Genomic DNA, 23,620 nt, shown 5'->3' on the forward strand with positions numbered 1-23,620 from the left:
TCAGCGCGCGTCCGTCTCACGGAGAACGGGCGGGACTCTGTCGTCGCGAAAGCCGTTGTGGGAATCTGCATTCATGGACGATTCAGCGCTGGGCCCGACAACCCCGACGTGCTGCCTCAGGAACGGGACGATGAGCGCGCGGACCGTGTCGGGGTCCTCGAGGGTCACCCAGTGGCCGGCATCCGGAAGCACCACCACCTGCGCGCTGGGGAACGACTCCCGTTGGAGTGGCGCCTGGCCCACCGGGATGTAGGCGTCGTCTTCGCCCCAGATGACCAATGCGGGGCGATCCAGTCCACGCAAGACAGCTTGCGGCTCGGCGAGTGTTGCTTCGGAGGTAGCGCGGTAGAACTGCAGGACGGCGTGATTCGTGCCGGGGTCGTCCGTCTGCTGCCAGAGCGCCTGCAGCGCCGCCGGACCCAGGCGCGGGTTCTGTGCCGAGACGACCTCATGGAAAAGCTCGCGGGTCATGCCCGCCTGGATTGCCTCGCCCACTCCTGGCTGCCGCCATAGCTTTGCTGCATCGTGCCACTCGTAGTCGAGCAGAACGCCGGTGTTGATCAAGATCGCGCTGGCGAATTGCTCGGGATGGTCAGCAGCCCACCGCATGGCCCACCCGCCGCCGAGGTCGTGAGCGACGATGTGCGCGTTGCTGATGCCCAGAGCCTTGAGCGTCGCGTCGATGAACTCCGCATAGCCGGCAACGGTGTAGTCGAATCCGCTCGGCTTGTCAGCTTCGCCGTAGCCGGGCAGGTCGAATGCCACAGCCCGCGTGAAGGTGCCGACTGGTTCCAGGAAGGGCAACCAGTCTGCGATGGCGCCCGAGTTGCCGTGGATGAAGACCACGGCCTCGGCGCCGTCGGCGAACCCCGCCTGAGCCACCGGGATGGAGACCCCGTTGATGCTCAGGCGCGATGCCGTGGTCAAGGCGTTCCGACTTCGTCGACGATCCTGAACCGTGTGTAGGAGTCGTAGTCACCCAACGGGTTCGCCCAGTGGTACTCCATGTGGGGCTTGTGGAGCCCGGGTTGATAGGCGAACGTCTGCATTGCCTTGACGTCCTCCCAGACCGACAGTGTCATGCCGGCGCTCGGCATCGGGAAGGTCAGGTTGCGCCAGTATTGGAGTCCGGGGACCGTGTCCAACTTGCTGACCACCTCGTCGATACGGCGCGTGAACTCGATAGCGCGCGACCAGTCGAAGTCGGCACCCATCTCCCAACCGGCGGTTGTCATGACGACGCATCGCCCCGCGGGACGATGGTGATCGGTGACGGCGAACACTGGCCCGGGCTCCTTCGGGTTGAGCCACTGGACCGTTCCTCGGTGACGGAATGGCTCTAGCACGGCAGCCCAGTGTGTCCCTGACTCCCAGGATGTCGGCCCCCACGAGTCATGCATGGCGGCGGTCGCGGATGCCAAGTCCGCGTGGAGCGATATCCGCGCGGCGTGGGTGAACTCTTTCGCTGCTCCGATGCTTGCCATGGGGTCATTCACCCCGACGGCGGCATACACGTGCGCGGTGACCGGGGGCGCGTCATCGACCTCGTCGATGCTGCGGGGCTGGCCAAAGTGGGCCAGTCGCACCGTCATGTGGGACGCCAGCTCAGCAGTCATTCAGCGAAGTTAACCGGTCCGCGCGTTTCATGCCATGGCTACCGAAATGTCGCCATGGCCCAAAGACTCGCCTCCCACATCTCGCCCGGGCCTCGGCGCCGACCGGCGCGTGCTCAAACAACCGGACAGCAGCAGGTCCGACCGGGCCACCTCTACGATGCAGACCGTGACGAGCGTCGTTCCGGCGTGGCGGAGGCTGCTTCCGCCCTACCCCTTCCGAGCGGAGCGGATGAGGGGCTGTGCGCCAGAGAGGGCAACAGCAGTGGCCTGCTTTGCCGCGGCGTGGCAACTCCTGCCGGTGTCACTGGCCGTCGTCCTTGTCGTTGACGCCTTCCCGGATCCAGCCGTCCACACCTGGCTCTTCTTCCTTCCCAGCATCTTCCTCAGTAGCGTCGCGTCCTACGCGATCTACGCGGACCACATCCGCGACAACCCGCTTCGGTTGGCAGGACCGTGGATAGTGCTCAAGCCCGCTGCCTTAGGCCTCCTGAGCGCGATCGGTGCACGCCGCTGAATGCACCCCTATCCCGGCGGAATCTCACGCACCCGACTAACGTGCGTCATGTGGCGCGCTTCTGCCGGACACCGACCTGGACAACCATCGCCGTGGAGGCGTCGGTCGGCGTCCTCTTCGTGGTGCTCGCAGCACGCAACGCGGTCGCCGAATCCACGAAGACGGAGAGCCTCTTGACCTTTGGCCTCGGGGTCACCGGCGGCCTCCTGATTGGCACGGCGCTCGGAATGACGAAGCATCTGCTCGCTGTGCGTCAGCGGACGCTCGTTTCGCGCGGCTGAGCGACAATCAGTGGACGCAGAAGCGCTCCGGCGCACCTGACGAGAAGCGGCAAGCAGCCGGCCTCATCTCGGCAGAACAGAACTAGTCGCGGCAGATGAGTGCGGTCCTACGCCACATCGAAGAGCACCTGCCAGCTAGGGGCGGCGCCGGACCTCGATGCCGTTCTGGGTCACGACGAGTTGGTACACGACGCCATCGTGGACGGCGAAGTGACTGTATTGGTTGGTCCAGTCCGCCGGGGCCCGAGCGACCTTCTCGGCGGAGACGGCCCCGGTGCGCAGGTCGACCTCCAGGAGGTACAGCGGAATGGTCAGCCGTGCGTCCGACGTGAAGGTGCCGGGCCGCAGGCCCAGGTAAGCAGTCGCGCCGTCGACCGTGACGTCGTTCCGTAGCTCCACACTGTCGACTCGGGCTGGGCCTGCTGAGTGAACCCGCAGGTGGGTGACCCAGCCATCGCCGGCGATCGAGGCCCGAAGCCCGTCCTGGCCGCCTTGTCGGAACCGCAGCGGCCCCCAGCCGGTCGGGATGCTGGTGCGGACTTTGGATGCGAGCGAGGCGAACTGCTGGGGGTCGCTGCGGTTGTAGAGCGGAAGCAAGGCACCTTGCTCGGTCTGGGTCAAGAACGCCGGGTGCCAGGAGACGTGAATTGATCGAGGTCTCCCGTTGAGGAGGCGACCCAGGAGTCCATCGGGCTCGCGGTCGATCCAGACCGGTTGCCCTTCGCCATCGATGGCCAAGTCACTTGCGAGTTCGTCGACGCCCGGAGTGGCGTGCACGAGGTGCCCGTCGTCGTCGAAGAGGCAGAGTCGATGCTTGACCGGATCGAGGATCCAGATCCCCTCGTCAGTCACCGCGAGCGCACTCGGTATCAAACGCGGCTGGCCCGGAATGGTCCGGGCCCCGACCTCGCCCGCTGCATCGCCGAAAGGAACCCGGAACATCAGCGGCCACCTGGCGCCGAACGCGGTCCAGGTGACGTCGACGGAGGCGACGCGAACATGAGGAGCGCTGGTCGGCGTCGCGTTGTGCGCTGCCCCGTCAGGATGGTTCGCCGCCCTGGAGCAACCGGCCAGCAACAGGGCGAGGACCGCCGGGATCACGAGTAGCTGGCGCATCCGGTGACCCACTCCAGACGTGCGGAGGCATCCTGCGCGGTGTTCGAGCGGGCATCAGCGTCGGTAGGAACTCTCATTGCTCGCCACCACCTAGTTCGCCGAGACCTGCTTCCTTGTTCATCCTTGCGCATGCAGCCGGGTTTGTGGGCGCGAGCCGCAGATGCATCTGATCGCGGCAGAACCGCACGGATCGGGAATGCGCGAGCGCTACGGAGTGAGGTCGACTAGCGTCCGTCGCATGGCAAGTTGGGATCCCGCAGCGGAACTCGAGCATCCGGTCGACTTCAGGCTGGCGATGAACGGTCCCGTCACGATGTTCTGGCGATGGTCAGTGTTGAGCGAGACGATCGACTGGCTGCGGTTGAACGCCTACCGAGTGGTGGAGCTGCACGCCGACTCCTGGTCATCGGCAGGTGACATGTTCAACGACGCCGCACGCGCCATGGACTTCCCCGACTACTTCGGTCGGAACCTCGACGCTTTGAACGACTGCATGAGCGACGTCGCTTCGGGCGACTACGGCTGGGACGTAGAAGCCGATACCGGTCTGGTGATCGTGCTCAAGAGGTTCGATGCGTTTGCGTCTGTAGATCGCTCTACTGCTCAGAAGTTGCTCGACATCTTCGCGAATCAAGCGCGAAGCGCATTGCTGATCGGCCATCGGATCATCTGCCTTGCCCAGTCGAACGATCCGAGACTGAGCTTCGATCCCGTGGGGGCTACCCCCGTGACTTGGAATGACCAGGAGCGGCTCGACTCCTCGCGCGGCATGTGAAGTGCGAGCGGACCGCGGCATGACCGATGACGTCAACTGCTCCCGGAAGAACAACGACTCCATTACGTTCACGGTATGGGCGCTTGGGGACCTGCGATCTTCTCGGACGACACGGCCTGCGATATTCGCGGGGACTATCGTGAGCTTCTTGAGGATCAGGTTCCGGACGACGAAGCGACACGACGAACTATCGAGGGGTACGCCCACCTCGGCGAGGACGAGAAACACGTCCTCTGGCTGGCCCTGGCTGCAGCCCAATCGGGCCTCGGTCGCCTTGACGACGACGTCAAGGCGCGTGCCCTTGAGGTGATCGACGGCGGACTCGGCCTCGAACTGTGGGAGGAGGCGGGACCCCGCGAACTCGATCAGCGCAAGGCGGTTCTGGCGAAACTCCGCGCTCAACTCACGGGGGAGCAGCCAGCCCGCAAGGCGGTCCGTCGCCCGTGGCGCGACATCACCGAACTGGCGGCGGGCGACGTGCTCGCTTTCGAAGCAGCCGGGACGCTCAGATTGCTTCGCGTACTTCGGATCGATGATCACCGAGTTGGCATTGCGCCAATCGTCGGCTGGCTCGACTGGGCCGGGAGTCAGGTTCCGTCCGAGCGCCAAATTCGCAAACTTAAGGTCCGAACGCGGGCTCACGACGGCCTTCGCGGCAGGCAGGTGCGAAGCGACACCTATAGAGTCGCCCGCCACCGAAAGAAGGACCCCGGCTGGGCTGAACTCGGCTTCAAGGTCGTCGCCCACCTGGACCCTCGTCCGGAGGACACGCGCGCCCAGGCATGGAGCTACACCGCGTGGACCGGCTTCGCGAAGATCCTCGAAAGCAATCGGGGCGCGTAGACAAGCGGGCTACCGGAGCGACGATCAAGCGCCGCGCGGCATCGCGGAGACGCCCGCACATCGGCAGAACCGCACTATCCGCGGCGAATCCGGGCGACTCGGTGCAGGTCGGGTCGGCTTAGTGACGGAGCTGTATGCGCCGTGTTCGCAGGGCCTGGGCAACTGCCAAGAGGCACAGGACCGAACCAAGTGCGATCAAGAAGATCGACAACTGTGGCAGTGGGGCGAATGCACCGGAGCAGGAGGGGTGCGCCAACTGTGACCCGCGTCCAAACACCGCAGGGCCACAATCCACATAGCTGAGCCCACGAGGTTCGACGCCGCTAAGAGGGAGGGAACCGGCAAGTACGCCAGCGATCGCCAGCACGGCGCCAACGAGAGCCAGGGCAAGAGCGCCCCAGACCGACCTGAGCACACCAATCGTCATGCGTGCGAGGCTACCGGCAGCCATTCGCTGCGACGTCCGCTGGCATTGGCCATGCGAGCGGATCTCGGCAGATCCGCTCACCTTCATGAGCCGCTGGATGCCAACTCGCATGCCCACGCCCGCCGAGCAAGACCTACTGCGTCCTCCCCCATCGGACCCGAAAGTAGACCTGCCGAGTAGATCTTGAGCAACCTTGCGATTGCTCAATCTTCGTTGCATCTCGACACCGAGTGTCGAGTTGCACGGAAGATTGGCGACCCTCACACGGGCTACCTCGGCGAAGCCGGGCGTCTGGGTTAGCGCTCGGGAGAAGTCTCGTAGTAGCCGATGTGACGCCAGTTCCACTCCCGGCGACGCCAGCAGCGTCGACATCTTCGTGGGCAAGATCGTGGTGATGCTGGAGCCGACATCGCCTCAAGCGTCATCCGGAGCGGACCCGATGGAGGCGCCCGACGGCGCCCGGCTCATCGAGCGACAGCCCGGGCAGAAGCGCTTCAAGATCACGTTCGAGGACGGGCACGTCGAATACCGGACGTTCCCGACCGGCGGGTACGGCCGGCAGCGAGCCGCCACAGCCCGCCGCCGAACCATTCGAGTCGACGGCGGTGCTGCGACGATCACGACCAACTCCGAGGGGACGCGGACGCTGCGCTACGTGCACGGTAACTACACGGTCACGAGCGACGCACAGCCGGGCGTGGGCGGACCCTGGGGACCTTCGCCCTGTCGGCTCGGCGCAGGGCCCGGGTCGCGCCGATGAGGATCATCCACAGGCCGACCAGCCCGCCCATCGGGAACAGTGCGTCGAACCGGTCGGTGTACGGGATGGTCAGCGCGGCCAGCGCGAAGCCGACCGCGCCAACTGCGCACAGCGCCGCGGTGACGACGTTCCCGATCGAGCGCCTGAGACCGCCGAGCACGGCCAGCGTGCCGATGGCCAGGGCCCAGATCCCGTCGAGCGGCTCGACGAGGTACATCAGGACCGACAGCGCGTTGTTGTGCCCGTCCGCGATCGCGTCGGCATTCAGCGGCTGCAGCAGGTGGATGGTCGTGCCTACGACCATGACCGAACTGATGAGCGCGACCGCCTTGGTGATGGGCCGCAGGGGCTCCTCGGCCTCTCGGTTCAGGGCCCACAGACCGGCCGTCACGAGCACCACCGCGAAGAGCATCACGGCGTGCGCGGGATACCAGGCGGGATCCACGAGCATCTCGTGCAGCTGCTCCGTCTTGGTGCCGGTGCCGCTGTCACCCGGGTGCATCGGACCGGCGATGTTGAAGGCCACTCCGCCGAGCGCGAGCAGTCCGAACTGGATTCGAGTCGATGTGTTCATACCGCAGAGTCCGGCTCGGGACCGCCCCTCCGCGGCGGGGACAACCCTCGAACGGCAGGTTCAGGGGAAACCCTGTACCCGTGTTCCGACCCGATCCCCGGCCGGAGCGGCAGACTGCTGGCATGCCCGACCAGCAGCCGCGTCACGCCGAAGCGGTCCTGACGCTGCTCGCCCTGTGCGCGACGATCGCGCTCGTGACGCTGGGTCTGCTGCGCGGTCTGTGGCTCTCCAACCTGCACAACGGGATCTTCGCGGTGACGGCGGGGTTCACCGCGGCACTCCTGCTCTCGCGCCGCCCCGGCCAGCCGCTCGCGCGGCTGCTTCTGGTGTGGGGCCTGGTCAGCGCCGTCATCTTCGCCGGCCGGCAGGTCGGGCTGGACTCCCGATCGGCCGGCGACGCCTGGTGGGGGTGGTTCGGGGTCTGGCCGGTGGCGATGGTGATCGGGCTGACGACCTGGATGATCATCGCGCTGCCCGAGGGCAACTTCCTGTCGCCGGCCTGGCGCCGCATCTGCCATGTCGGCATCGGCCTCACCGTCGTGCTCAGCGCCGTGTCGGCGCTCTGGCCGGTGGAGTACGCCGAGAACGCCGTCCGCACTCCGTTCCCGTTCACCCTGCCGGGTGGCGCCTTGGCAGCGGACGTGTGGCCGGCGATCTCGGTGCCGGTCTACATCGGCATCCAGGTGGTGTGGCTGCCCGCACTGGTCGTCCGGTGGCTCCAGTCCGACGCCGTGGTCCGGCGCCAGCTGATGGTCCTGGTCGCGGTGGTGGCCCTCGGGCTGGTCGCCCTGGCCGTCGGCCTCGCCGGCTTCCGCACCCCCACACCGGGCCTGCTGGCGCTCGCACCGCTGCCGGCGGTCCTCGGCTGGCTGATCTACCGCTACAGCTTCGCCCACGTCGTGGAGGTCGAACGCGCCGGCGGCCGCCTCGCCGAGCTGTCCCCACGGGAGAACGACGTGCTCGACCTCATGGCCCAGGGCCTGTCGAACACCGCGATCGCCGACCGGCTGTGCCTGAGCATCAAGACGGTGGAGCCGGCCATCAGCTCGATCTTCCGGAAGCTCGGGCTCGACGACGACCCCGAGAGCAACCGCCGGGTCATGGCCGTGGCCGAGTTCTGGAAACGGCAGGGTTGAGGCACCCGATCGCTGCGGCCGGCACCTGTTCGCGCCCGTCTACCTTCTCCGGGGCCGGAGCGACGTGCCCTGATCCGGGTCGTTCAGCGACCTGAACGGATCTGCCGATGGATGCCAACGTCGCATGCCCACGCCCGCCGAGCAAGACCGACTGCGTCCTCCCCATCGGACCCGAAAGTAGACCTGCCGAGTAGATCTTGAGCAACCTTGCGATTGCTCAATCTTCGTTGCATCTCGACACCTGTCGATTTGCACTGAGAATTGACGGCTCTCCCGCGGCGAACTTTCACGACTTGGGAGGCAATACGTCACCTGCTCAATGTGAGCGGATCTGCCGATGTGCGGTCGGATGCAGCAGCACTCGTTACTACGTGACGACCGCGTACCTGGCGCGCAGATCATCGACCTTCTGTCTGCCCTGATTGCTACCGATTGACCACCAGGAGAGGTCGTCGGACCCGGCACGGAACTTGCTATCCGGAGCACACACCAACGCCAGCTCCAGGTCCGGGTCCTGAGCCAGCCACCAGCTGGCCGATGCATCCCAGAGCATCAGGCGCCCGACTGCGCCGTGTACCTCCCACACCCATTCTTCGAGGGCTCGACCGTGAGCCAGGGCATGAACGGGGACCGTCACAGGGCGGACCGGGATCACGAAGAATCTACTCGTCTGCGTGCCATCCGGATCGGTCGTGGTCCATCCGTCGGCCGCTGGGTGGTCGTCGATCCGGAGCGAGAACACGGGCACTTGGCTGATCGTCAGCCACTCATGATCGTCCAACATCAGCGACCCGAGGGCGATCCCGGTTTCCCTTATCGTCACCCTGCAATCTGGTACTGCCTCAGGCCACCCGTCGCGCAGCGCGAACGGCAGGGCGTCGGGTTCGGCTCGTGGCACATACGAAGTGTAGGGAGCGGCCCGTCGCTGTGCCCGGTTCGACCGCACGCTCATGCCGCGTTGAGTTCGCAACTGCAGGGTCGCTCAGATCTGCACGGTCGCGATCAGCGCGTCCTCGAAGACCTCTGTCGCGTGGCCTGGTCCCGTGGTGTCCTCGACCAGGATCGCGTCGCCGGCCCTGAGGACTTCCGTCTGCCCGCTCCCGGCGAGCAGGAACATCCACTGCCGTGCGGGAGCGAAGTCCATGGTGGTGAACGTCAACGAGCAGCGCTCGTCGTGGGATCGGCCATCCGACACCGAGCCGTCGACGAGCGTCCCGCGGGCGGGCTGCGTCGGGGCCGTCAGAGGGTCTGGGTGCCACGTGGCGTGACGAGGAACCGGTGACCGGTGGGGGAGCGCCAGAGGTAATAACCGGGGTCCAGCATGGTGTAGCTCCAGCCGGCGTGGGTCTTGAGGCGGTGGTGCTGGCGACAACAGGGCGTGAGGTTGTCGGTGGAGGTCTGACCCGGCGGGCCAGCGTCGTCGTAGGGGGCGACGTGGTCGATGTCTGCCTGATGCCCCGGGTGGCTGCACCAGGGGAAGCGGCAGGTGCCGTCGCGCTCGGTGACATGGCGGCGGAGCCGGTCGGGAATCTCCCACTGGTCGACCCGGATGGTGTCGGTGGTGTCGATCACCGTGCGGACGCTGATGCGGACACCGGGACGCTGCAACCAGGCACGGAGGGCATCGAGGGTGATGAAGGCACCGTTGCCACCTGTGCCTTCGACGCGTGCGAGGCCGCCGCGGTCCGCGGCCAGGTCACGAGCATCGACGTGGACCTTGAGCTCGACACCGCCACCGGCGCGCGGTGAACGCTCGCCTGTGGCGAGGTCGAGGCAGAGGTCGTGGCGTGCCATCTCGCCGAGGGCCAGCGCACGTCGCGCGTCGAGGGGGAGCCCCGCTCCCGCGCCGCCGTCCGCGCCGAGGACAGTGGCACGGCGGGCGATGGCCCGCTCCAGGTCGGAGGCGTCGGCGTAGTCGAGCTCGCCCCACAGGTCGGCGGTGCCGTTGGTGGAGATCTGGCCGAGCCCGACCCTCACCTTCCGGCCGTCGGGACGGATCGGCCCGCCCTCAGGCTCGTAGCCCTCGACGAACCGGATGCGCGCCTCCTCGAGGAGCCTCTGCAGGGCGGCGTAGCCGATGCGGTGGGCGAACGCTGCGACGTGGTCGTCGACGTAGGCCGCGCCCTCGGGCGAGAGACCGTAGGTGAGGTGGGCGACCTGGCGGGCGCGCCAGACCTGCAGGCTGCCCGAGACGACGCGAGCCCAGACCTTCGGGAGCCGGTGACGGGTCTCGAGCGCGTCGCCGATGAGGGCCCGGCCGGCGTGGGTCGTCATGCCGAGGACCGCCGCGAGCTCGGCGACGCAGAACTCCGCGACCTCGGGTGTGCCCTCGCCGGCGAGCGGCATGGCCTTCTCGTCCCAGTCGGACCGCGCGGGTGCGACCGAGTCGACCGAGTGCTCGTCGGCCCACGTCGCGGCGGCCATGAAGAGATCGGCCTCCGCGCGGTCCGCGATGCGCCGCTGCTCACGCGCGAACGCGAGCAGGTCGGGCGCGAGGTCGGGGGACGTGGTCATGCCTCCATTGTGGTCGAACAGGTGTTCGAAGTCGACCCCAATTGTCCGACTGTGGAAAGGAGTTTCCGCAGGTCAGCAGCAGCGTGCCGGGTCGAGACGCGCCAGCGGCGTCGATCTCAGAGGAGCGCCGCTGCGTCCTCGTCGAGCCACCAGATCGTGGCCTCGGCACCGCGTGGAGCGACAGCGGGAACCTCGACGGGATCGACGGACCCTCCGGTCGGCGCGAGCGCTGCGCGGACCGCCTCGGCCTTGCCGGTGCCGGACGCCACGAGCCAGACGAGCGACGACCGGGACAGGCGCGCCGGGGTCATCGACAGGCGCAGCGCCGGCGGCTTGGGGGAGTCGACGACGGCGACTGCGTCGAGCGTCGACAGGACGTCGTCCTCGCGGCCGGGGAAGAGGGAGCAGGTGTGCCCGTCCGGGCCCATGCCGAGCATGACGACGTCGAAGTCGCCGGCAGGGAAGTCCTGTGCGTAGGTCGCAGCCGCGTCCTGCACCGGCTGGCCGGAGTCGGTCGCAGGCGGGACGTGCACCAGGTCGGGCGACGCGCCCAGCGGTGTCAGGAGGTCGCGCTGCGCGGCCAGGCAGTTGCGGTCGGGGCTCCACGAGTCGACGTACCGCTCGTCGCCCCACCAGAACTCCACGCGCGACCAGTCGACGTCGCCCGGAGCCGCAGCGACCACGCGGTGCAGCTCCTCGATGATCGAGCCGCCCGCGAGGACGACCCGCGGCGTACGACCCTCGGCCTGGATGGCGGCGAGCCGCTCCGTCAGGGCCGCGGCCACCGTCTCGGTCAGGCGCGCGGCGTCGGGGGAGACCTCGACGGAGATCGTCATCACTCGCCCCGGTGTCGGTGGTAGTAGTCGATCAGGGCCTGCGTCGAGGCGTCCTGCTTCTCCAGCGCCTCCGTGTCGTCGCCGAGCGCGGGGATGATCTGCTGCGCGAGCTGCTTGCCGAGCTCCACGCCCCACTGGTCGAAGCTGTCGATGCCCCACACCGCGCCCTGCGTGAACGTGATGTGCTCGTAGAGGGCGACCAGTTGGCCCAGCACGGACGGCGTGAGGTCCGGCGCCATGATCGACGTCGTCGGACGGTTGCCCGGGAAGACGCGCGCGGCGACGATCCGCTCCGGCGTGCCCTCGGCCCGCACCTCGCCCGCGGTCTTGCCGAAGGCGAGTGCCTGGGTCTGCGCGAAGAAGTTCGCCAGGAAGAGCTCGTGCACGTCCTGCTCGCCGTCGACGAGCGGGTACGCCGGGTTGGCGAACGCGATGAAGTCGGCCGGCACGAGGTCCGTGCCCTGGTGGATCAGCTGGTAGAAGGCGTGCTGTCCGTTGGTGCCGGGCTCGCCCCAGAAGACCTCGCCCGTGTCGGAGGTGACCGGCGAACCGTCCCAGCGGACCGACTTGCCGTTGGACTCCATCGTCAGCTGCTGCAGGTACGCCGGGAAGCGGTGCAGCAGCTGCGAGTAGGGCAGCACGGCGTGGGTGCCGGCGCCGAGGAAGTTCCGGTACCAGATGTTCAGCAGGCCCATGAGGGCCGGGACGTTGCGCTCGATCGGCGTGGAGCGGAAGTGCTCGTCCATGGCGTGCATGCCGCCCAGGAAGTCGGCGAAGTGGTCGTGGCCGATGGCGATCGCCAGGGACGTGCCGATGGTCGAGTCCACGGAGTAGCGCCCGCCGACCCAGTCCCAGAAGCCGAAGGCGTTGGCCGGGTCGATGCCGAACTCCTCGACCTTGTCCTTCGCCGTCGAGACCGCGACGAAGTGCCGCGACACGGCGTTCTTGTCGTCGATCCGCATGAGCCCGCGGGCACGCAGGTTCGACAGCAGCCACTCACGGCACAGGCGCGCGTTGGTCAGCGTCTCGAGGGTGGTGAAGGTCTTGCTCGACACGATGAAGAGGGTCGACGCCGGGTCGAGGTCGGCCAGCTTGCGCGCAGCGTCGGTCGGGTCGATGTTGCTGATGAACCGGACCTCGAGGTCGTGGTGGCGGTAGGGCGCGAGCGCCTCGTACGCCATGAGCGGGCCCAGGTCCGAGCCGCCGATGCCGATGTTGACGACCGTGCGGATCCGGCGGCCGGTGACGCCCTTCCACTCGCCGGAGCGCACCTCGGTGGCGAAGCGGTACATGTGCTCGAGGGCGGCGTGGACGTCCTCGACGATGTTCTTGCCGTCGACCATCACCGTGGCGTCGGCGGGTGCGCGCAGGGCGGTGTGCAGCACCGCGCGGTTCTCGGTGACGTTGATCCGCTCGCCGTTGAACATCGCGTCGCGGCGCTCGGCGAGCCCGACCTGGTCGGCCAGGTCCAGCAGCGTCTGGGCGATCTCGGGCGTGACCAGGCTCTTCGACAGGTCGACGTGGAGGTCGGCGGCGTCGAACGTCATCCGCTCGACGCGACCGGCGTCGGCTGCGAACCAGCCGCGGAGGTCGGGCTGGAACGACGTCGCGTGCTGGCTGAGCTCCTGCCACGCGGTCGTCTTGGTGGCGTCGACCGGCGGCTGCTTGCTCACGGGGCGACCGCCGCCAGCTGCGTCGTGACGGTGTCGACGAGCTCGGCCCACGACACGTCGAACTTCTCGACGCCCTCGCGCTCGAGCACCTCCAGGACGTCGTCGAAGTCGACGCCGAGGGCCGCCAGGGCTGCGAACACCTCGGCCGCCTCGGCGCCACGACCCGTGACCGTGTCGCCGGTGACCTCGCCGTGGTCGGCGAAGGCCTGCATGGTCTTCTCCGGCATGGTGTTGACGCAGCCGTCGACCACGAGCTCGCTGACGTAGAGCGTGTCCGGGTACGCCGGGTCCTTCACGCCGGTGGAGGCCCACAGGGGACGCTGCACGTTGGCGCCGGCCAGCGCCGCGAACCGCTCGCTGCCGAAGACCTCCTGGTACGCGGCGTACGCGGCCCAGGCGTTGGCCAGGGCGGCCTTGCCCTTGAGGGCAGCGGCCTCCTCGGTGCCGATGGCGTCGAGGCGCTTGTCGACCTCGGAGTCGACGCGCGAGACGAAGAACGACGCGACCGAGTGGATCGAGGAGATGTCGACGCCGTCGGCGACGGCCCGCTCGAGTCCGGTCAGGTAGGCGTCCATGACCTCGCGGTAGCGCTCGTTGCTGAAGATCAGGGTCACGTTGACGCTGATGCCGGCCGCGATCGCCGCGGTGATCGCCGGGAGGCCGGGCTTGGTAGCGGGGATCTTGATCATCACGTTCGGCCGGCTCACGGCCTGCCAGAGCTCGCGTGCCTGGGTGATGGTGCCGTCGGTGTCCATCGCCAGGCCCGGCTCGACCTCGATCGAGACGCGGCCGTCGAACGGGTCCTCGTCGTAGACGGGACGCAGGACGTCGCAGGCGTTGCGCACGTCCTCCGTCGTCAGCGCGAGGATCGCGTCGGCGGCGGTGCCGCCCTGGGCGGCGACCTCGCGCAGCTGCGCGTCGTAGCGCTCGCCCTTGGCCAGGGCGGTCGCGAAGATCGTCGGGTTGGTGGTCACGCCGACGACCGACGAGGTGGCGACGAGTTCGGCGAGGTTGCCGGTCTCGAGACGCTCCCGGGAGAGGTCGTCGAGCCAGATGGAGACACCGGCTGCGGAGAGTGCTTCGAGTCGTGCGGACATGAGTCTTGCTCCTCGTGTAGCGGGTCTGGGTCAGGCCGTGGCGGCGATGCTGTCCTCGGCGGCGCGGACGACCGCGTCCGCCGTGATGCCGTACTCCGCGAACATGCGCTCGGCCGACGCCGACGCACCGAAGGTCTCGATCGACACGATCCGGCCGGCGTCGCCGACCAGCTCGCGCCAGCCCTGGGCGATGCCCGCCTCAACCGAGACGCGTGCCTTGACCGTCGGCGGGATCACGCTGTCGCGGTACCCCTGTGTCTGCGCGTTGAACCATTCGATGCAGGGGAGGGAGACGACGCGCGCGTTGATGCCCTTCTCCTTGAGCTGCTCGCGCGCAGCCACGGCGAGCTGCACCTCGGAGCCGGTGGCCATCAGCACCACGTCCGGCTCGCCGCCCTCGGCGTCGATCAGCACGTAGCCGCCCTTGGCGACGTCCTCGGTCGTGTTGAAGCCCTGCTCGCCGCGCGGGAACGTCGGAAGGTTCTGGCGGCTCAGCAGCAGGCCGGCCGGACGGTCGGTGTGGCCCAGGATCGTCAGCCAGGCAGCTGCCGTCTCGTTGGCGTCGGCCGGGCGGACCACGTCGAGGTGGGGGATCGCGCGCAGCGCGGCGGCGTGCTCGATCGGCTGGTGCGTCGGCCCGTCCTCGCCGAGACCGACGGAGTCGTGGGTCCAGACGTAGATGGCCGGCGCCTTCATCAGCGCCGCCAGACGGACCGCCGGACGCATGTAGTCGGCGAACTGGAGGAACGTGCCCGCGAAGACGCGGGTGCCGCCGTGGAGCGTGATGCCGTTCTGGATGGCACCCATGGCGTGCTCGCGGATGCCGAAGTGCAGCACGCGGCCGGCGTACGGGTCGGCCTTCCAGTCGTGCGTGGCGTGCGCCGCCGGCAGGAACGACGGCGCGCCCTCGATCGTGGTGTTGTTGGAGCCGGCGAGGTCGGCAGAGCCACCCCACAGCTCCGGCATCAGCGGCGCGATGGCGTTGATGACCTTGCCGGACGCGGCGCGGGTGGCGACGCCCTTGGCGTCGGCCGGGAACGTCGGCAGCGCCTCGGCCAGGCCCTCGGGCAGGGCGCGGGTCTTCGTGCGCTCGAGGATCTCCAGCTCGGCCGGGTGGGCGGCGGCCCACGCGTCGTACTCCGCGGTCCAGGCCTGCTCGGCGGCCTTGCCGCGGGCGACGAGGTCGCGGGAGTGTGCGAGCACCTCGGCCGGGACCTCGAACTTCTGCTCCGGGTCGAAGCCGAGGACCTTCTTCGTGGCCGCCACCTCGGCGTCGCCGAGCGCCGAGCCGTGGGAGGCCTCGGTGTTCTGCGCGTTGGGGGCGGGCCACGCGATGATGGTGTTGAGGACGATCAGCGTCGGCTTGTCGGTGACCGTGCGACCCTCCTGGATCGCGGCGTACAGGGCCTCGATGTCCTCGTGGTAGCCGGCACCGTCGGCGTGGTCGCCGCCCTTGGTCCAGTCGACGTGGTGGACGTCCCAGCCGTACGCGGCGTAGCGCGCCGCCACGTCCTCGGAGAACGACACGTCGGTGTCGCCCTCGATCGAGATCCGGTTGGCGTCGTAGATGACGGTGAGGTTGCCCAGCTGCTGGTGCCCGGCGATGGACGACGCCTCGGCCGAGACACCCTCCTGCAGGTCACCGTCGGAGGCGATGACGTAGATGTCGTGGTCGAACGGCGAGGCCCCGTCCGCAGCGTCGGGGTGGAACAGACCCTTCTCGCGGCGCGCAGCCATCGCCATGCCGACGGCGGTCGCGATGCCCTGACCGAGCGGACCGGTGGTGGTCTCGACGCCGGCGGTGTGGCCGTACTCCGGGTGGCCCGGCGTCTTGGAGCCCCACGTGCGGAACGCCTTGAGGTCCTCGAGCTCGAGGCCGAAGCCGCCCAGGTACAGCTGGACGTACTGCGTGAGCGAGGAGTGGCCGCACGAGAGCACGAAGCGGTCGCGACCGATCCAGGACGGGTCGGCCGGGTTGTGCCGCATGACCTTCTGGTAGAGCAGGTAGGCGACCGGCGCGAGGCTCATCGCGGTGCCCGGGTGGCCGTTGCCGACCTTCTGCACGGCGTCCATCGCGAGCACGCGTGCGGTGTCCACCGCCCGCCGGTCGAGATCGGTCCAGTCCAGCGGGGTGGCAGCGGGGCTCACGAGGGTCCTCTCCTGAGGGTGATGATCGGCACGTTGCCCGGTCTCGGCAACGAGTCCGAGCCTAGTCGGTCGTGCCGTTAGACTCGACCCGCATCCCACCCCGTTCCCCAGAGGTTCCAGTGACGTACGTCGACCAGCCCGCATCGGGCGTCGATCAGCCGGTTGCGGCTGTGACGGCGGACGACCGACCCTCCACGTGGAAGGACGTCGTCGGTGCTTACGTCGGCCTGACGAAGCCGCGGGTCATCGAGCTGCTGCTCCTGACGACGGTGCCGGTGATGTTCTTCGCCGCCCGCGGGGTGCCGGATCTCGACAAGGTGATCTGGACCGTCCTCGGTGGCACGCTCAGCGCCGGCTCCGCGTCGGCGTACAACTGTGTCTACGACCGCGACATCGACGAGCAGATGCGCCGCACGCGGCGTCGCGCGCTGCCGCGCCACATCGTCGGTGCCCGCGGCGCCCTGGTCTTCGCGACCGTGCTCGCGGTGCTGTCGACGGTGATCCTGTGGTTCGGGGTCAACCCGCTGTCGGCGGAGCTGTCGATCGGCGCCAACGCGTTCTACGTCTTCATCTACACGATGCTGCTCAAGCGCCGCACCACGCAGAACATCGTGTGGGGCGGCATCGCGGGCTGCTTCCCGGCCCTCATCGGCTGGACCGCGGTCACCGGCGAGCTCGCCTGGACGCCGGTGATCCTCTTCCTCGTGGTCTTCTTCTGGACGCCGCCGCACACCTGGGCGCTGGCACTGCGCTACCGCGAGGACTACGCCAACGTCGACGTCCCGATGCTGCCGGTCGTGAAGCCCGCCGCCGAGGTGGGCCGCCAGATCGTCCTGTACTCGTGGGTGATGGTCGCGACGTCGCTGGCCCTGTGGCCGATCGGCGACCTCGGCTGGTTCTACCCCGCGGCTGCCCTGGTGCTCGGCGTGGTCTTCCTCGTCGAGGCGCACCGGATGGCGCACCGCGCCAAGGGCACCGAGGAGCTGTCGGTGATCAAGCCGATGCGGCTCTTCCACCACTCCAACCTGTACCTCTCGCTGCTCTTCGTCGCCGTCGCGATCGACCCGCTGATCTCGCGCTGAGCGTCAGCCCTTCCCGACCGCGTAGACCAGCTGGGGGTCGGCGAACCCCTTGACCTGCATCTCACCCCGCGGCTCGAGGTCGGCGGCGCGGCACTCCTGCGCGGCCGAGGCGTCGAGGAGCACCTCCCCGGCGAGCGCGTGCGAGCAGAGGCGGGCGGCGAGGTTCACGGGCATGCCGATCGCGGTGTACTCCATGCGCGTCTCCGCCGAGATGGCGCCGACGGTCACGCGCCCGCTGGCCACGCCGACGCCGAGACCGAGCGGGTGGTGCCGGGTCTCCCAACGGGCCACGACCGGTTCGACGGCCGCGAGCAGCTCGCGCGCCAGGCGCAGCCCGGTCGCGGCGTGGTCGGGATCGGCGATCGGTGCCCCGACGAGGATCAGGATGCCGTCACCCGCGTAGTTGGTGATCGTGCCGCCGTACTTCGCGACGACCCCACCGGCCGCTTCGTAGTAGTCGGCGAGGAGGTCGACGACGGCCTGGGACGGGACCCCCTCCGAGTACGACGTGAAGCCGCGCAGGTCGGCGCAGACGACCGTGAGCTCGGCCTGGTGGGGCTTCATCGCCTCCACCATGCCGCGCGACGCGACGAGCTGGCTCACCTGCGGTGAGAGGAAGCGGCTGAGGAAGACGCTCCGTTCGGCCTGCATCGTCGCGAGCTCCAGCTGTCCCCAGAGGCACAGGCAGATCCAGGTGGCGATGCAGAGGCCGGCTGCGATGGGAGGGGCCACGGTCGCGGCGATCACGAACGCCGAGGCGACCATGAACGCGAGCGCACGGCGTTCCTCGGCGTGGTCGAGCCCGCCCATGGCGAGTCCGCCCCACCCGAGGCTGAAGGGGACGATGGCCACCAGCCAGAAGCCGGCGAAGACCCAGAAGCCGGGCGTCGACAGGGCACCGGGCTCGAGGAGGGAGAGCTCGTAGTCGTTGAGGTGCTGGGCGGGGAAGGCGACGGTGAGGACGCCGAGGACCGGGCCGAGCGCGATGGCCACGATCGCACTGGTGCGGACAACGGTGGCCCTGGGACCGCGCAGCTGGGAGGTGGCCAGCAGGGAGAGCATGTACAGGCCGGCGAGGGAGACGGCGGCAGCCTCGAGGAGTCCCTGCAGCCGGGCGAGTGTCTGCGGATGTGCTGTGTCCACGCGGTCGGTGTACACCGGCATGGTCGCGACGGCGAGGCCGACGGTCGCGGAGAAGATCCCGGCCAAGGCGTTCGACCGGGTCCAGCCGAGTCCGAAGGTGAGGATCAGCGCCATGCCGCCCGTGACCGCGGCGAGGGCGACGGCGGCGTACTGGTACTGGTCGAGCGTCATGGCTGGCCCCTGACTGCGGCCGGGCGGCCGTCACCCTCAGTGTCGTCCCGAACCGGACATTCGGGAAGGCGTGGTCACCGACCCCTCGGCCTCCGCTACCGGGGCCCGGACGCGCCTGTGGTCAGGCGCGTGCGCGCGTGGTGAGGACGACCCGCGCCAGGCCGGCGGCGACGAGTGCAGCCCCGAGCATGTGCAGTCCGACCAGGAGACCGGGCAGGTCGGTGTAGTACTGCACGTAGCCGAGCACGCCCTGGCCCAGCTCGATCGCGAGCAGGACTGAGGCGAAGAACGCGAGCGTCCGCTCGTTGCGGCGGGCGGCGACGACGGTCAGCGTCAGCGTCAGCAGCACGAGCGCCCAGACCGCGACGCCGTGCACGTGCGAGGCGACAGCAGGGTCGAGACCGTTGCGCGGGGCCTTCTCGTCGCCGGCGTGCGGGCCGGACCCGGTCACGACGGTGCCCAGCCAGAGGACGACGGCGCCGACCGCGAGCACCGACCAGGCGAGGGCCCGGGACGACGCCGTGGCGGCCGGGCGGACCGGGCCCGTGACCTCGTCGACCAGCCACACGCAGAGGCCGACCATGCCCATCGAGAGCAGCAGGTGGATCGCGACGATCCACGGGTTGAGGTCGGTCAACACGGTGATGCCGCCGACGACTCCCTGCAGCGGGATACCGAGCAGGACGGCCAGCGCCAGGCGTCGTACGACGCCGGGGCGCTGCCACGCGGCGATGACGCATGCGACGGCGATCGCCACGAGCACGTAGGTGAGCATCCGGTTGCCGAACTCGATGGCCCCGTGGAGGCCGAGGTCGTCGTGGTAGACGAGGTTGTCGTCGGTGCACTTGGGCCAGGTGGGGCAGCCGAGGCCGGAGGCGGTCAGGCGCACGGCGCCGCCGGTCATGACGATGACGATGTTGGCGACCAGGTTGGCGATGGCGAGGCCGGCGAGGTGCGCACGGCACCAGGCGGTCAGGGACGACATGTCACTCCCACTTGAAGAATCGGCCGGCGAGCAGGGAGCCTGCGATCGCCCAGACCATGAGCACGAACATCCCCAGCGCGTCGCACTGCCCGTCGGCGAGGCCGGCGCGCATGACGTCCCCCAGCGCGCCGGACGGCAGCAGGCGCAGGACGCCGGCGCCACCGCCGTACGAGGTGTGGGGGAGCACCACGCCGCCGCCCATCATCAGCAGCAGGTAGATCAGGTTGGCCGCCGCGAGGGTGGCCTCGGCGCGCAGCGTGCCGGCCATGAAGAGGCCGAGCGAGGCGAAGGCGAGAGTGCCGAGGAAGGCGCCGGAGAGCGCCACGACCGCACCGACCACGCCCCCGTGCGGGTGCCAGCCGAGCGCGAAGCCGACCGCCGAGATCACGATCGCCTGCAGGACCATCACGCCGAAGAGCGCGATCACCTTGCCGAGCAGCAGCCCGAACCGGGGGAGCGGCGAGGCGCCGAGGCGCTTGATCAGCCCGTAGCGACGCTCGAAGCCGGTGGCGATCGCCAGCGAGGTGAACGACGTCGACATCACGCCGAGCGCGAGCACGCCCGGCGTCAGCACGTCGACGACCCGGTGGTCGAAGGTGAGCCCGAGACGCTCGGCGCCGACGACACCGCCGACGAGCGCGAGGACCGGGATCACCAGCGCGATGAGCAGCTGCTCGCCGTTGCGGAGGAGCAGCTTCGTCTCCATCGCGGCCTGCGCGCGGACCTGCTGCGCCAGCGGCGCGGCACCGGGCATGGGGGTGAAGACGCCGCTCATGCCTCGAGCTCCCGTCCGGTCAGGTGGAGGAAGACGTCCTCGAGGGTGCGGGAGCCGAAGCTGATCGACTGGAGGCCGACCTGGTGCTCCTCGCTCCAGGAGGACACGGCCGCACGGAGCGCCGCCTCGGCGTCGGCCGGGAGCTCACGGTCCACCACGAGGCGCACGGTCGCGGACGACCCGCGCGTCAGCTCCTCCGGCGACCCGGTCGCGATGAGCTGGCCGCGGTCGATGATGTGCACCATGTCGGCGAGGCGCTCGGCCTCCTCCAGGTAGTGCGTCGTGAGGACGATGGTCACGCCGTCGGCGCGCAGCTCCTGCAGCAGCTCCCACGTCGTACGCCGGGCGGCGGGGTCCATGCCCGCGGTCGGCTCGTCGACGAAGACCAGCTCGGGGCGGCCGACGACCGCCATCGCGAGGCCGAGGCGCTGCTGCTGGCCTCCCGACAGGCGACGGAACGGGGTCCTGCCGCACTCGCCGAGGCCCAGTCGCTCCACGAGCATGTCGACGGAGAGCGGGTTGGCGTGGAGCTTCGCCACGTGGCGCAGCATCTCCTCCGCGCGTACGCCGGACCATGCGCCGCCGCTCTGCAGCATCACGCCGATGCGGGGGAGCAGCTCGCGCCGCTGGCTGACCGGGTCGAGCCCGAGCACGCGGACGTGGCCGGACTGCGGGCGCCGGAAGCCCTCGCAGGTCTCGAGGGTGGTGGTCTTGCCGGCCCCGTTCGGGCCGAGGACAGCGGTGATGGAGCCACGCTCGACCGTGAGCGAGAGTCCGTCGACGGCGACCTTGTCGCCGTACCGCATCACCAGGCCGTCGATCTCGACGGCAGGAGCGGAGGATTCGGGCACGCGCCACAGTGTAGGGAGCGGCGGCACGGGTTCCGGAGAGAGATCGCTCACCCGGCGGCGTGACTTAGGGGACCCTTCGTTGAGCGCGGCAGGCATTAACGTCACAATGTTGTTGTGCAATTCGAGCGGATCTCGACGGTCGTCCCTGACGGGGACGCCTCGACGCGTGCGCGCGTGATCCGCCTGATCGCCGAGCAGGGTCCCCGCACGGCCGCCGACCTGGCCGCCGAGCTCGACCTCACGCCGGCCGGCGTGCGTCGCCACCTCGACCACCTGGTCGAGGCCGGCACCCTCGAGGCCACCGAGCAGCGCGCGCTCCCGGGCACCCGCGGTCGAGGCCGTCCGGCGCGCGCGTTCCGCCTCACGCAGGCCGGGCGCGACCAGCTCGACAACCAGTACGACGACCTCGCCACGCAGGCGCTCCGCTTCCTCCGCGAGACCGGGGGAGACGAGGCGGTCATCGCCTTCGCCCGCCAGCGGGTCGAGTTCATCGAGCGTGACTACGCCGTGGTCACGACGGAGCAGCCGGAGCTGTCGCCGGCCGAGGCCCTCGCCGAGGTCCTCACGCGCGGTGGCTACGCGGCCGGCGTCCGCCAGGCGCCGATCGGTGACCAGCTCTGCCAGCAGCACTGCCCCGTCTCGCACGTGGCCCACGAGTTCCCGCAGCTGTGCGAGGCCGAGACCGAGGCGTTCAGCCGGGTCCTCGGGTCGCACGTGCAGCGGCTCGCCACGATCGCCCACGGCGACGGCGTCTGCACCACCTGCATCCCCCAGACCATCACCCACAAGCGGGCCAGCAACAAGGACGGAGAGTCGCGATGACGACCACCCCCAACGCCATCGAGGAGCTCAACCCCGAGCTCAAGGGCATCGGCAAGTACGAGTTCGGCTGGGCCGACAAGGACGTCGCCGGCGCCAACGCGAAGCGTGGCCTGAACGAGGACGTCGTTCGCGACATCTCGGGCAAGAAGTCCGAGCCGCAGTGGATGCTCGACCTGCGCCTCAAGGGCCTGAAGCTCTTCGACCGCAAGCCGATGCCGACGTGGGGCTCCGACCTCAACGAGATCGACTTCGACAACATCAAGTACTTCGTGCGCTCCTCGGAGAAGCAGGCCGCCTCCTGGGAGGACCTGCCCGAGGACATCAAGAACACCTACGACAAGCTCGGCATCCCGGAGGCGGAGAAGCAGCGCCTCGTCGCCGGCGTCGCCGCGCAGTACGAGTCCGAGGTCGTCTACCACTCGATCCGCGAGGACCTCGAGGCGCAGGGCGTGCTCTTCCTCGACACCGACACCGCGCTGAAGGAGCACCCGGAGCTCTTCCAGGAGTACTTCGGCACCGTCATCCCGGTCGGCGACAACAAGTTCGCCGCGCTCAACACCGCCGTGTGGTCGGGTGGCTCGTTCATCTACGTCCCGAAGGGTGTCCACGTCGACATCCCGCTCCAGGCCTACTTCCGCATCAACACGGAGAACATGGGCCAGTTCGAGCGCACGCTGATCATCGTCGACGAGGACGCCTACGTGCACTACGTCGAGGGCTGTACCGCCCCGGTGTACTCCTCGGACTCGCTGCACTCCGCGGTCGTCGAGATCATCGTCAAGAAGGGCGGCCGCTGCCGCTACACGACCATCCAGAACTGGTCGAACAACGTCTACAACCTCGTCACCAAGCGCGCGGTCTGCGAGGCCGGCGCGACGATGGAGTGGGTCGACGGCAACATCGGCTCCAAGGTCACCATGAAGTACCCGGCGGTCTACCTCATGGGTGAGCACGCCAAGGGCGAGACGCTGTCGATCGCGTTCGCCGGCGAGGGCCAGCACCAGGACGCCGGCGCGAAGATGGTCCACGCCGCGCCGAACACCTCCTCCTCGATCCTGTCGAAGTCGGTGGCGCGTGGCGGTGGCCGCACGTCGTACCGCGGCCTGATCCAGGTCAACGAGGGTGCGCACGGCTCCAAGAGCAACGTCCTCTGCGACGCGCTCCTGGTCGACCAGATCTCCCGCTCGGACACCTACCCCTACGTCGACATCCGTGAGGACGACGTCTCCATGGGTCACGAGGCCTCGGTCTCCAAGGTCTCCGACGACCAGCTCTTCTACCTGATGCAGCGCGGCATGGAGCAGGACGAGGCCATGGCCATGATCGTCCGCGGCTTCGTCGAGCCGATCGCGAAGGAACTCCCGATGGAGTACGCCCTCGAGCTGAACCGCCTGATCGAGCTGCAGATGGAGGGCGCGGTCGGCTGACCTGGTCAGCCCTCACCGCACCCACTGACGACCCGCGTACGAAAGCAACAAACC

The 23,620-nt window shown here is 68.9% G+C and carries 23 protein-coding genes; 8 read left to right on the forward strand and 15 right to left on the reverse strand.

Annotation, left to right across the window (positions count from 1 at the left end; genetic code table 11):
* A complete protein-coding gene (locus tag Q5722_RS14375; protein WP_305028950.1) occupies positions 1 to 927 on the reverse strand; it encodes an alpha/beta fold hydrolase in 927 nt (308 codons plus the stop codon).
* Positions 924 to 1,616 carry a hypothetical protein gene (locus Q5722_RS14380; RefSeq protein WP_305028951.1) on the reverse strand — a complete coding sequence of 231 codons (693 nt, stop codon included), beginning with the start codon at positions 1,614 to 1,616 and terminating at the stop codon, positions 924 to 926. Before Q5722_RS14380 ends, Q5722_RS14375 begins: the two co-directional genes overlap by 4 nt.
* 166 nt (positions 1,617 to 1,782) lie before the next feature.
* Here Q5722_RS14380 and Q5722_RS14385 point away from each other — a divergent pair, with 166 nt between their 5' ends.
* Both Q5722_RS14385 and Q5722_RS14390 read left to right on the forward strand, forming a co-directional pair.
* Complete coding sequence (locus Q5722_RS14385) at positions 1,783 to 2,130, forward strand: hypothetical protein (protein ID WP_305028952.1); 348 nt, start codon at positions 1,783 to 1,785, stop codon at positions 2,128 to 2,130.
* A 50-nt stretch (positions 2,131 to 2,180) separates the two neighbouring features.
* A complete protein-coding gene (locus Q5722_RS14390) occupies positions 2,181 to 2,411 on the forward strand; it encodes a hypothetical protein (RefSeq protein ID WP_305028953.1) in 231 nt (76 codons plus the stop codon).
* Positions 2,412 to 2,546: 135 nt separating this feature from the next.
* Here Q5722_RS14390 and Q5722_RS14395 read toward each other — a convergent pair whose 3' ends face one another.
* Positions 2,547 to 3,527: a hypothetical protein gene (locus tag Q5722_RS14395; RefSeq protein ID WP_305028954.1), complete on the reverse strand. Its 981-nt coding sequence runs from the start codon at positions 3,525 to 3,527 to the stop codon at positions 2,547 to 2,549.
* Positions 3,528 to 3,765: 238 nt separating this feature from the next.
* On the opposite strand from Q5722_RS14395, the gene Q5722_RS14400 reads away from it, so the two are divergent.
* Together Q5722_RS14400 and Q5722_RS14405 are read left to right on the forward strand one after the other, a co-directional pair.
* Positions 3,766 to 4,302: a barstar family protein gene (locus Q5722_RS14400; protein ID WP_305028955.1), complete on the forward strand. Its 537-nt coding sequence runs from the start codon at positions 3,766 to 3,768 to the stop codon at positions 4,300 to 4,302.
* Positions 4,303 to 4,377: 75 nt separating this feature from the next.
* Positions 4,378 to 5,145 (forward strand): hypothetical protein, encoded by a 768-nt coding sequence (locus tag Q5722_RS14405; RefSeq protein ID WP_305028956.1) that lies wholly within the window; start codon positions 4,378 to 4,380, stop codon positions 5,143 to 5,145.
* A gap of 1,101 nt (positions 5,146 to 6,246) precedes the next feature.
* Here Q5722_RS14405 and Q5722_RS14410 read toward each other — a convergent pair.
* On the reverse strand, positions 6,247 to 6,834 hold the full coding sequence (locus tag Q5722_RS14410) for a hypothetical protein (RefSeq protein WP_305028957.1): 588 nt from the start codon (positions 6,832 to 6,834) through the stop codon (positions 6,247 to 6,249).
* 194 nt (positions 6,835 to 7,028) lie between these two features.
* On the opposite strand from Q5722_RS14410, the gene Q5722_RS14415 reads away from it, so the two are divergent.
* Positions 7,029 to 8,042 carry a helix-turn-helix transcriptional regulator gene (locus Q5722_RS14415; protein WP_305028958.1) on the forward strand — a complete coding sequence of 338 codons (1,014 nt, stop codon included), beginning with the start codon at positions 7,029 to 7,031 and terminating at the stop codon, positions 8,040 to 8,042.
* A 367-nt stretch (positions 8,043 to 8,409) separates the two neighbouring features.
* Here the strand turns inward: Q5722_RS14415 and Q5722_RS14420 are convergent, their stop codons facing one another.
* The 7 genes from Q5722_RS14420 to tkt all read right to left on the reverse strand — a co-directional run bounded on the left by Q5722_RS14420 (position 8,410) and on the right by tkt (position 16,310).
* On the reverse strand, positions 8,410 to 8,940 hold the full coding sequence (locus tag Q5722_RS14420) for a hypothetical protein (RefSeq protein ID WP_305028959.1): 531 nt from the start codon (positions 8,938 to 8,940) through the stop codon (positions 8,410 to 8,412).
* A gap of 84 nt (positions 8,941 to 9,024) precedes the next feature.
* The gene (locus Q5722_RS14425) at positions 9,025 to 9,186 is read right to left on the reverse strand and encodes a cupin domain-containing protein (RefSeq protein WP_305028960.1); all 162 of its coding nucleotides are present in this window, start codon (positions 9,184 to 9,186) and stop codon (positions 9,025 to 9,027) included.
* 95 nt (positions 9,187 to 9,281) lie between these two features.
* Entirely contained in the window at positions 9,282 to 10,556 is a 1,275-nt protein-coding gene (locus Q5722_RS14430; protein ID WP_305028961.1) for an HNH endonuclease signature motif containing protein, read from the reverse strand.
* A gap of 116 nt (positions 10,557 to 10,672) precedes the next feature.
* Complete coding sequence (gene pgl, locus Q5722_RS14435) at positions 10,673 to 11,392, reverse strand: 6-phosphogluconolactonase (protein WP_305028962.1); 720 nt, start codon at positions 11,390 to 11,392, stop codon at positions 10,673 to 10,675.
* Positions 11,392 to 13,065 carry a glucose-6-phosphate isomerase gene (pgi, locus tag Q5722_RS14440; protein WP_305028963.1) on the reverse strand — a complete coding sequence of 558 codons (1,674 nt, stop codon included), beginning with the start codon at positions 13,063 to 13,065 and terminating at the stop codon, positions 11,392 to 11,394. The genes pgl and pgi overlap by 1 nt, the downstream gene beginning before the upstream one ends.
* On the reverse strand, positions 13,062 to 14,162 hold the full coding sequence (tal, locus tag Q5722_RS14445) for a transaldolase (protein WP_305028964.1): 1,101 nt from the start codon (positions 14,160 to 14,162) through the stop codon (positions 13,062 to 13,064). The genes pgi and tal overlap by 4 nt, the downstream gene beginning before the upstream one ends.
* Before the next feature lie 30 nt (positions 14,163 to 14,192).
* Positions 14,193 to 16,310 carry a transketolase gene (gene tkt, locus Q5722_RS14450; protein WP_305028965.1) on the reverse strand — a complete coding sequence of 706 codons (2,118 nt, stop codon included), beginning with the start codon at positions 16,308 to 16,310 and terminating at the stop codon, positions 14,193 to 14,195.
* Between the two features lie 170 nt (positions 16,311 to 16,480).
* Here tkt and Q5722_RS14455 point away from each other — a divergent pair, with 170 nt between their 5' ends.
* On the forward strand, positions 16,481 to 17,392 hold the full coding sequence (locus tag Q5722_RS14455; RefSeq protein ID WP_305028966.1) for a heme o synthase: 912 nt from the start codon (positions 16,481 to 16,483) through the stop codon (positions 17,390 to 17,392).
* Between the two features lie 3 nt (positions 17,393 to 17,395).
* Here Q5722_RS14455 and Q5722_RS14460 read toward each other — a convergent pair whose 3' ends face one another.
* The 4 genes from Q5722_RS14460 to Q5722_RS14475 all read right to left on the reverse strand — a co-directional run bounded on the left by Q5722_RS14460 (position 17,396) and on the right by Q5722_RS14475 (position 21,272).
* Positions 17,396 to 18,706 (reverse strand): adenylate/guanylate cyclase domain-containing protein, encoded by a 1,311-nt coding sequence (locus Q5722_RS14460; protein ID WP_305028967.1) that lies wholly within the window; start codon positions 18,704 to 18,706, stop codon positions 17,396 to 17,398.
* A 121-nt stretch (positions 18,707 to 18,827) separates the two neighbouring features.
* A complete protein-coding gene (locus Q5722_RS14465) occupies positions 18,828 to 19,691 on the reverse strand; it encodes a COX15/CtaA family protein (protein WP_305028968.1) in 864 nt (287 codons plus the stop codon).
* Between the two features lies 1 nt (position 19,692).
* Positions 19,693 to 20,466 carry an ABC transporter permease gene (locus tag Q5722_RS14470; protein WP_305028969.1) on the reverse strand — a complete coding sequence of 258 codons (774 nt, stop codon included), beginning with the start codon at positions 20,464 to 20,466 and terminating at the stop codon, positions 19,693 to 19,695.
* Positions 20,463 to 21,272: an ABC transporter ATP-binding protein gene (locus Q5722_RS14475; RefSeq protein ID WP_305029082.1), complete on the reverse strand. Its 810-nt coding sequence runs from the start codon at positions 21,270 to 21,272 to the stop codon at positions 20,463 to 20,465. Before Q5722_RS14475 ends, Q5722_RS14470 begins: the two co-directional genes overlap by 4 nt.
* A gap of 159 nt (positions 21,273 to 21,431) precedes the next feature.
* Between Q5722_RS14475 and Q5722_RS14480 the strand changes: the two genes are divergently transcribed.
* Together Q5722_RS14480 and sufB are read left to right on the forward strand one after the other, a co-directional pair.
* On the forward strand, positions 21,432 to 22,139 hold the full coding sequence (locus Q5722_RS14480) for a helix-turn-helix transcriptional regulator (RefSeq protein WP_305028970.1): 708 nt from the start codon (positions 21,432 to 21,434) through the stop codon (positions 22,137 to 22,139).
* Positions 22,136 to 23,566: a Fe-S cluster assembly protein SufB gene (gene sufB / locus Q5722_RS14485; protein WP_305028971.1), complete on the forward strand. Its 1,431-nt coding sequence runs from the start codon at positions 22,136 to 22,138 to the stop codon at positions 23,564 to 23,566. The genes Q5722_RS14480 and sufB overlap by 4 nt, the downstream gene beginning before the upstream one ends.
* Positions 23,567 to 23,620 lie beyond the last annotated feature (54 nt).

The organism is Nocardioides jiangxiensis (genome assembly GCF_030580915.1).
Classification (GTDB): domain Bacteria; phylum Actinomycetota; class Actinomycetes; order Propionibacteriales; family Nocardioidaceae; genus Nocardioides; species Nocardioides jiangxiensis.

Excerpts from the sequence above, each read along its gene's own strand:
- Q5722_RS14430 (WP_305028961.1), bottom strand. The coding sequence starts at position 10,556 with ATGACCACGTCCCCCGACCTCGCGCCCGACCTGCTCGCGTTCGCGCGT.
- Q5722_RS14470 (WP_305028969.1), bottom strand. The coding sequence starts at position 20,466 with ATGAGCGGCGTCTTCACCCCCATGCCCGGTGCCGCGCCGCTGGCGCAG.
- Q5722_RS14405 (WP_305028956.1), top strand. The coding sequence starts at position 4,378 with ATGGGCGCTTGGGGACCTGCGATCTTCTCGGACGACACGGCCTGCGAT.
- Q5722_RS14400 (WP_305028955.1), top strand. The coding sequence starts at position 3,766 with ATGGCAAGTTGGGATCCCGCAGCGGAACTCGAGCATCCGGTCGACTTC.
- Q5722_RS14460 (WP_305028967.1), bottom strand. The coding sequence starts at position 18,706 with ATGACGCTCGACCAGTACCAGTACGCCGCCGTCGCCCTCGCCGCGGTC.
- Q5722_RS14475 (WP_305029082.1), bottom strand. The coding sequence starts at position 21,272 with ATGCGGTACGGCGACAAGGTCGCCGTCGACGGACTCTCGCTCACGGTC.
- Q5722_RS14395 (WP_305028954.1), bottom strand. The coding sequence starts at position 3,527 with ATGCGCCAGCTACTCGTGATCCCGGCGGTCCTCGCCCTGTTGCTGGCC.
- Q5722_RS14380 (WP_305028951.1), bottom strand. The coding sequence starts at position 1,616 with ATGACTGCTGAGCTGGCGTCCCACATGACGGTGCGACTGGCCCACTTT.
- Q5722_RS14465 (WP_305028968.1), bottom strand. The coding sequence starts at position 19,691 with ATGTCGTCCCTGACCGCCTGGTGCCGTGCGCACCTCGCCGGCCTCGCC.
- sufB (WP_305028971.1), top strand. The coding sequence starts at position 22,136 with ATGACGACCACCCCCAACGCCATCGAGGAGCTCAACCCCGAGCTCAAG.
- Q5722_RS14415 (WP_305028958.1), top strand. The coding sequence starts at position 7,029 with ATGCCCGACCAGCAGCCGCGTCACGCCGAAGCGGTCCTGACGCTGCTC.
- Q5722_RS14425 (WP_305028960.1), bottom strand. The coding sequence starts at position 9,186 with ATGGACTTCGCTCCCGCACGGCAGTGGATGTTCCTGCTCGCCGGGAGC.
- Q5722_RS14410 (WP_305028957.1), bottom strand. The coding sequence starts at position 6,834 with ATGCACCCGGGTGACAGCGGCACCGGCACCAAGACGGAGCAGCTGCAC.
- tal (WP_305028964.1), bottom strand. The coding sequence starts at position 14,162 with ATGTCCGCACGACTCGAAGCACTCTCCGCAGCCGGTGTCTCCATCTGG.
- pgl (WP_305028962.1), bottom strand. The coding sequence starts at position 11,392 with ATGACGATCTCCGTCGAGGTCTCCCCCGACGCCGCGCGCCTGACCGAG.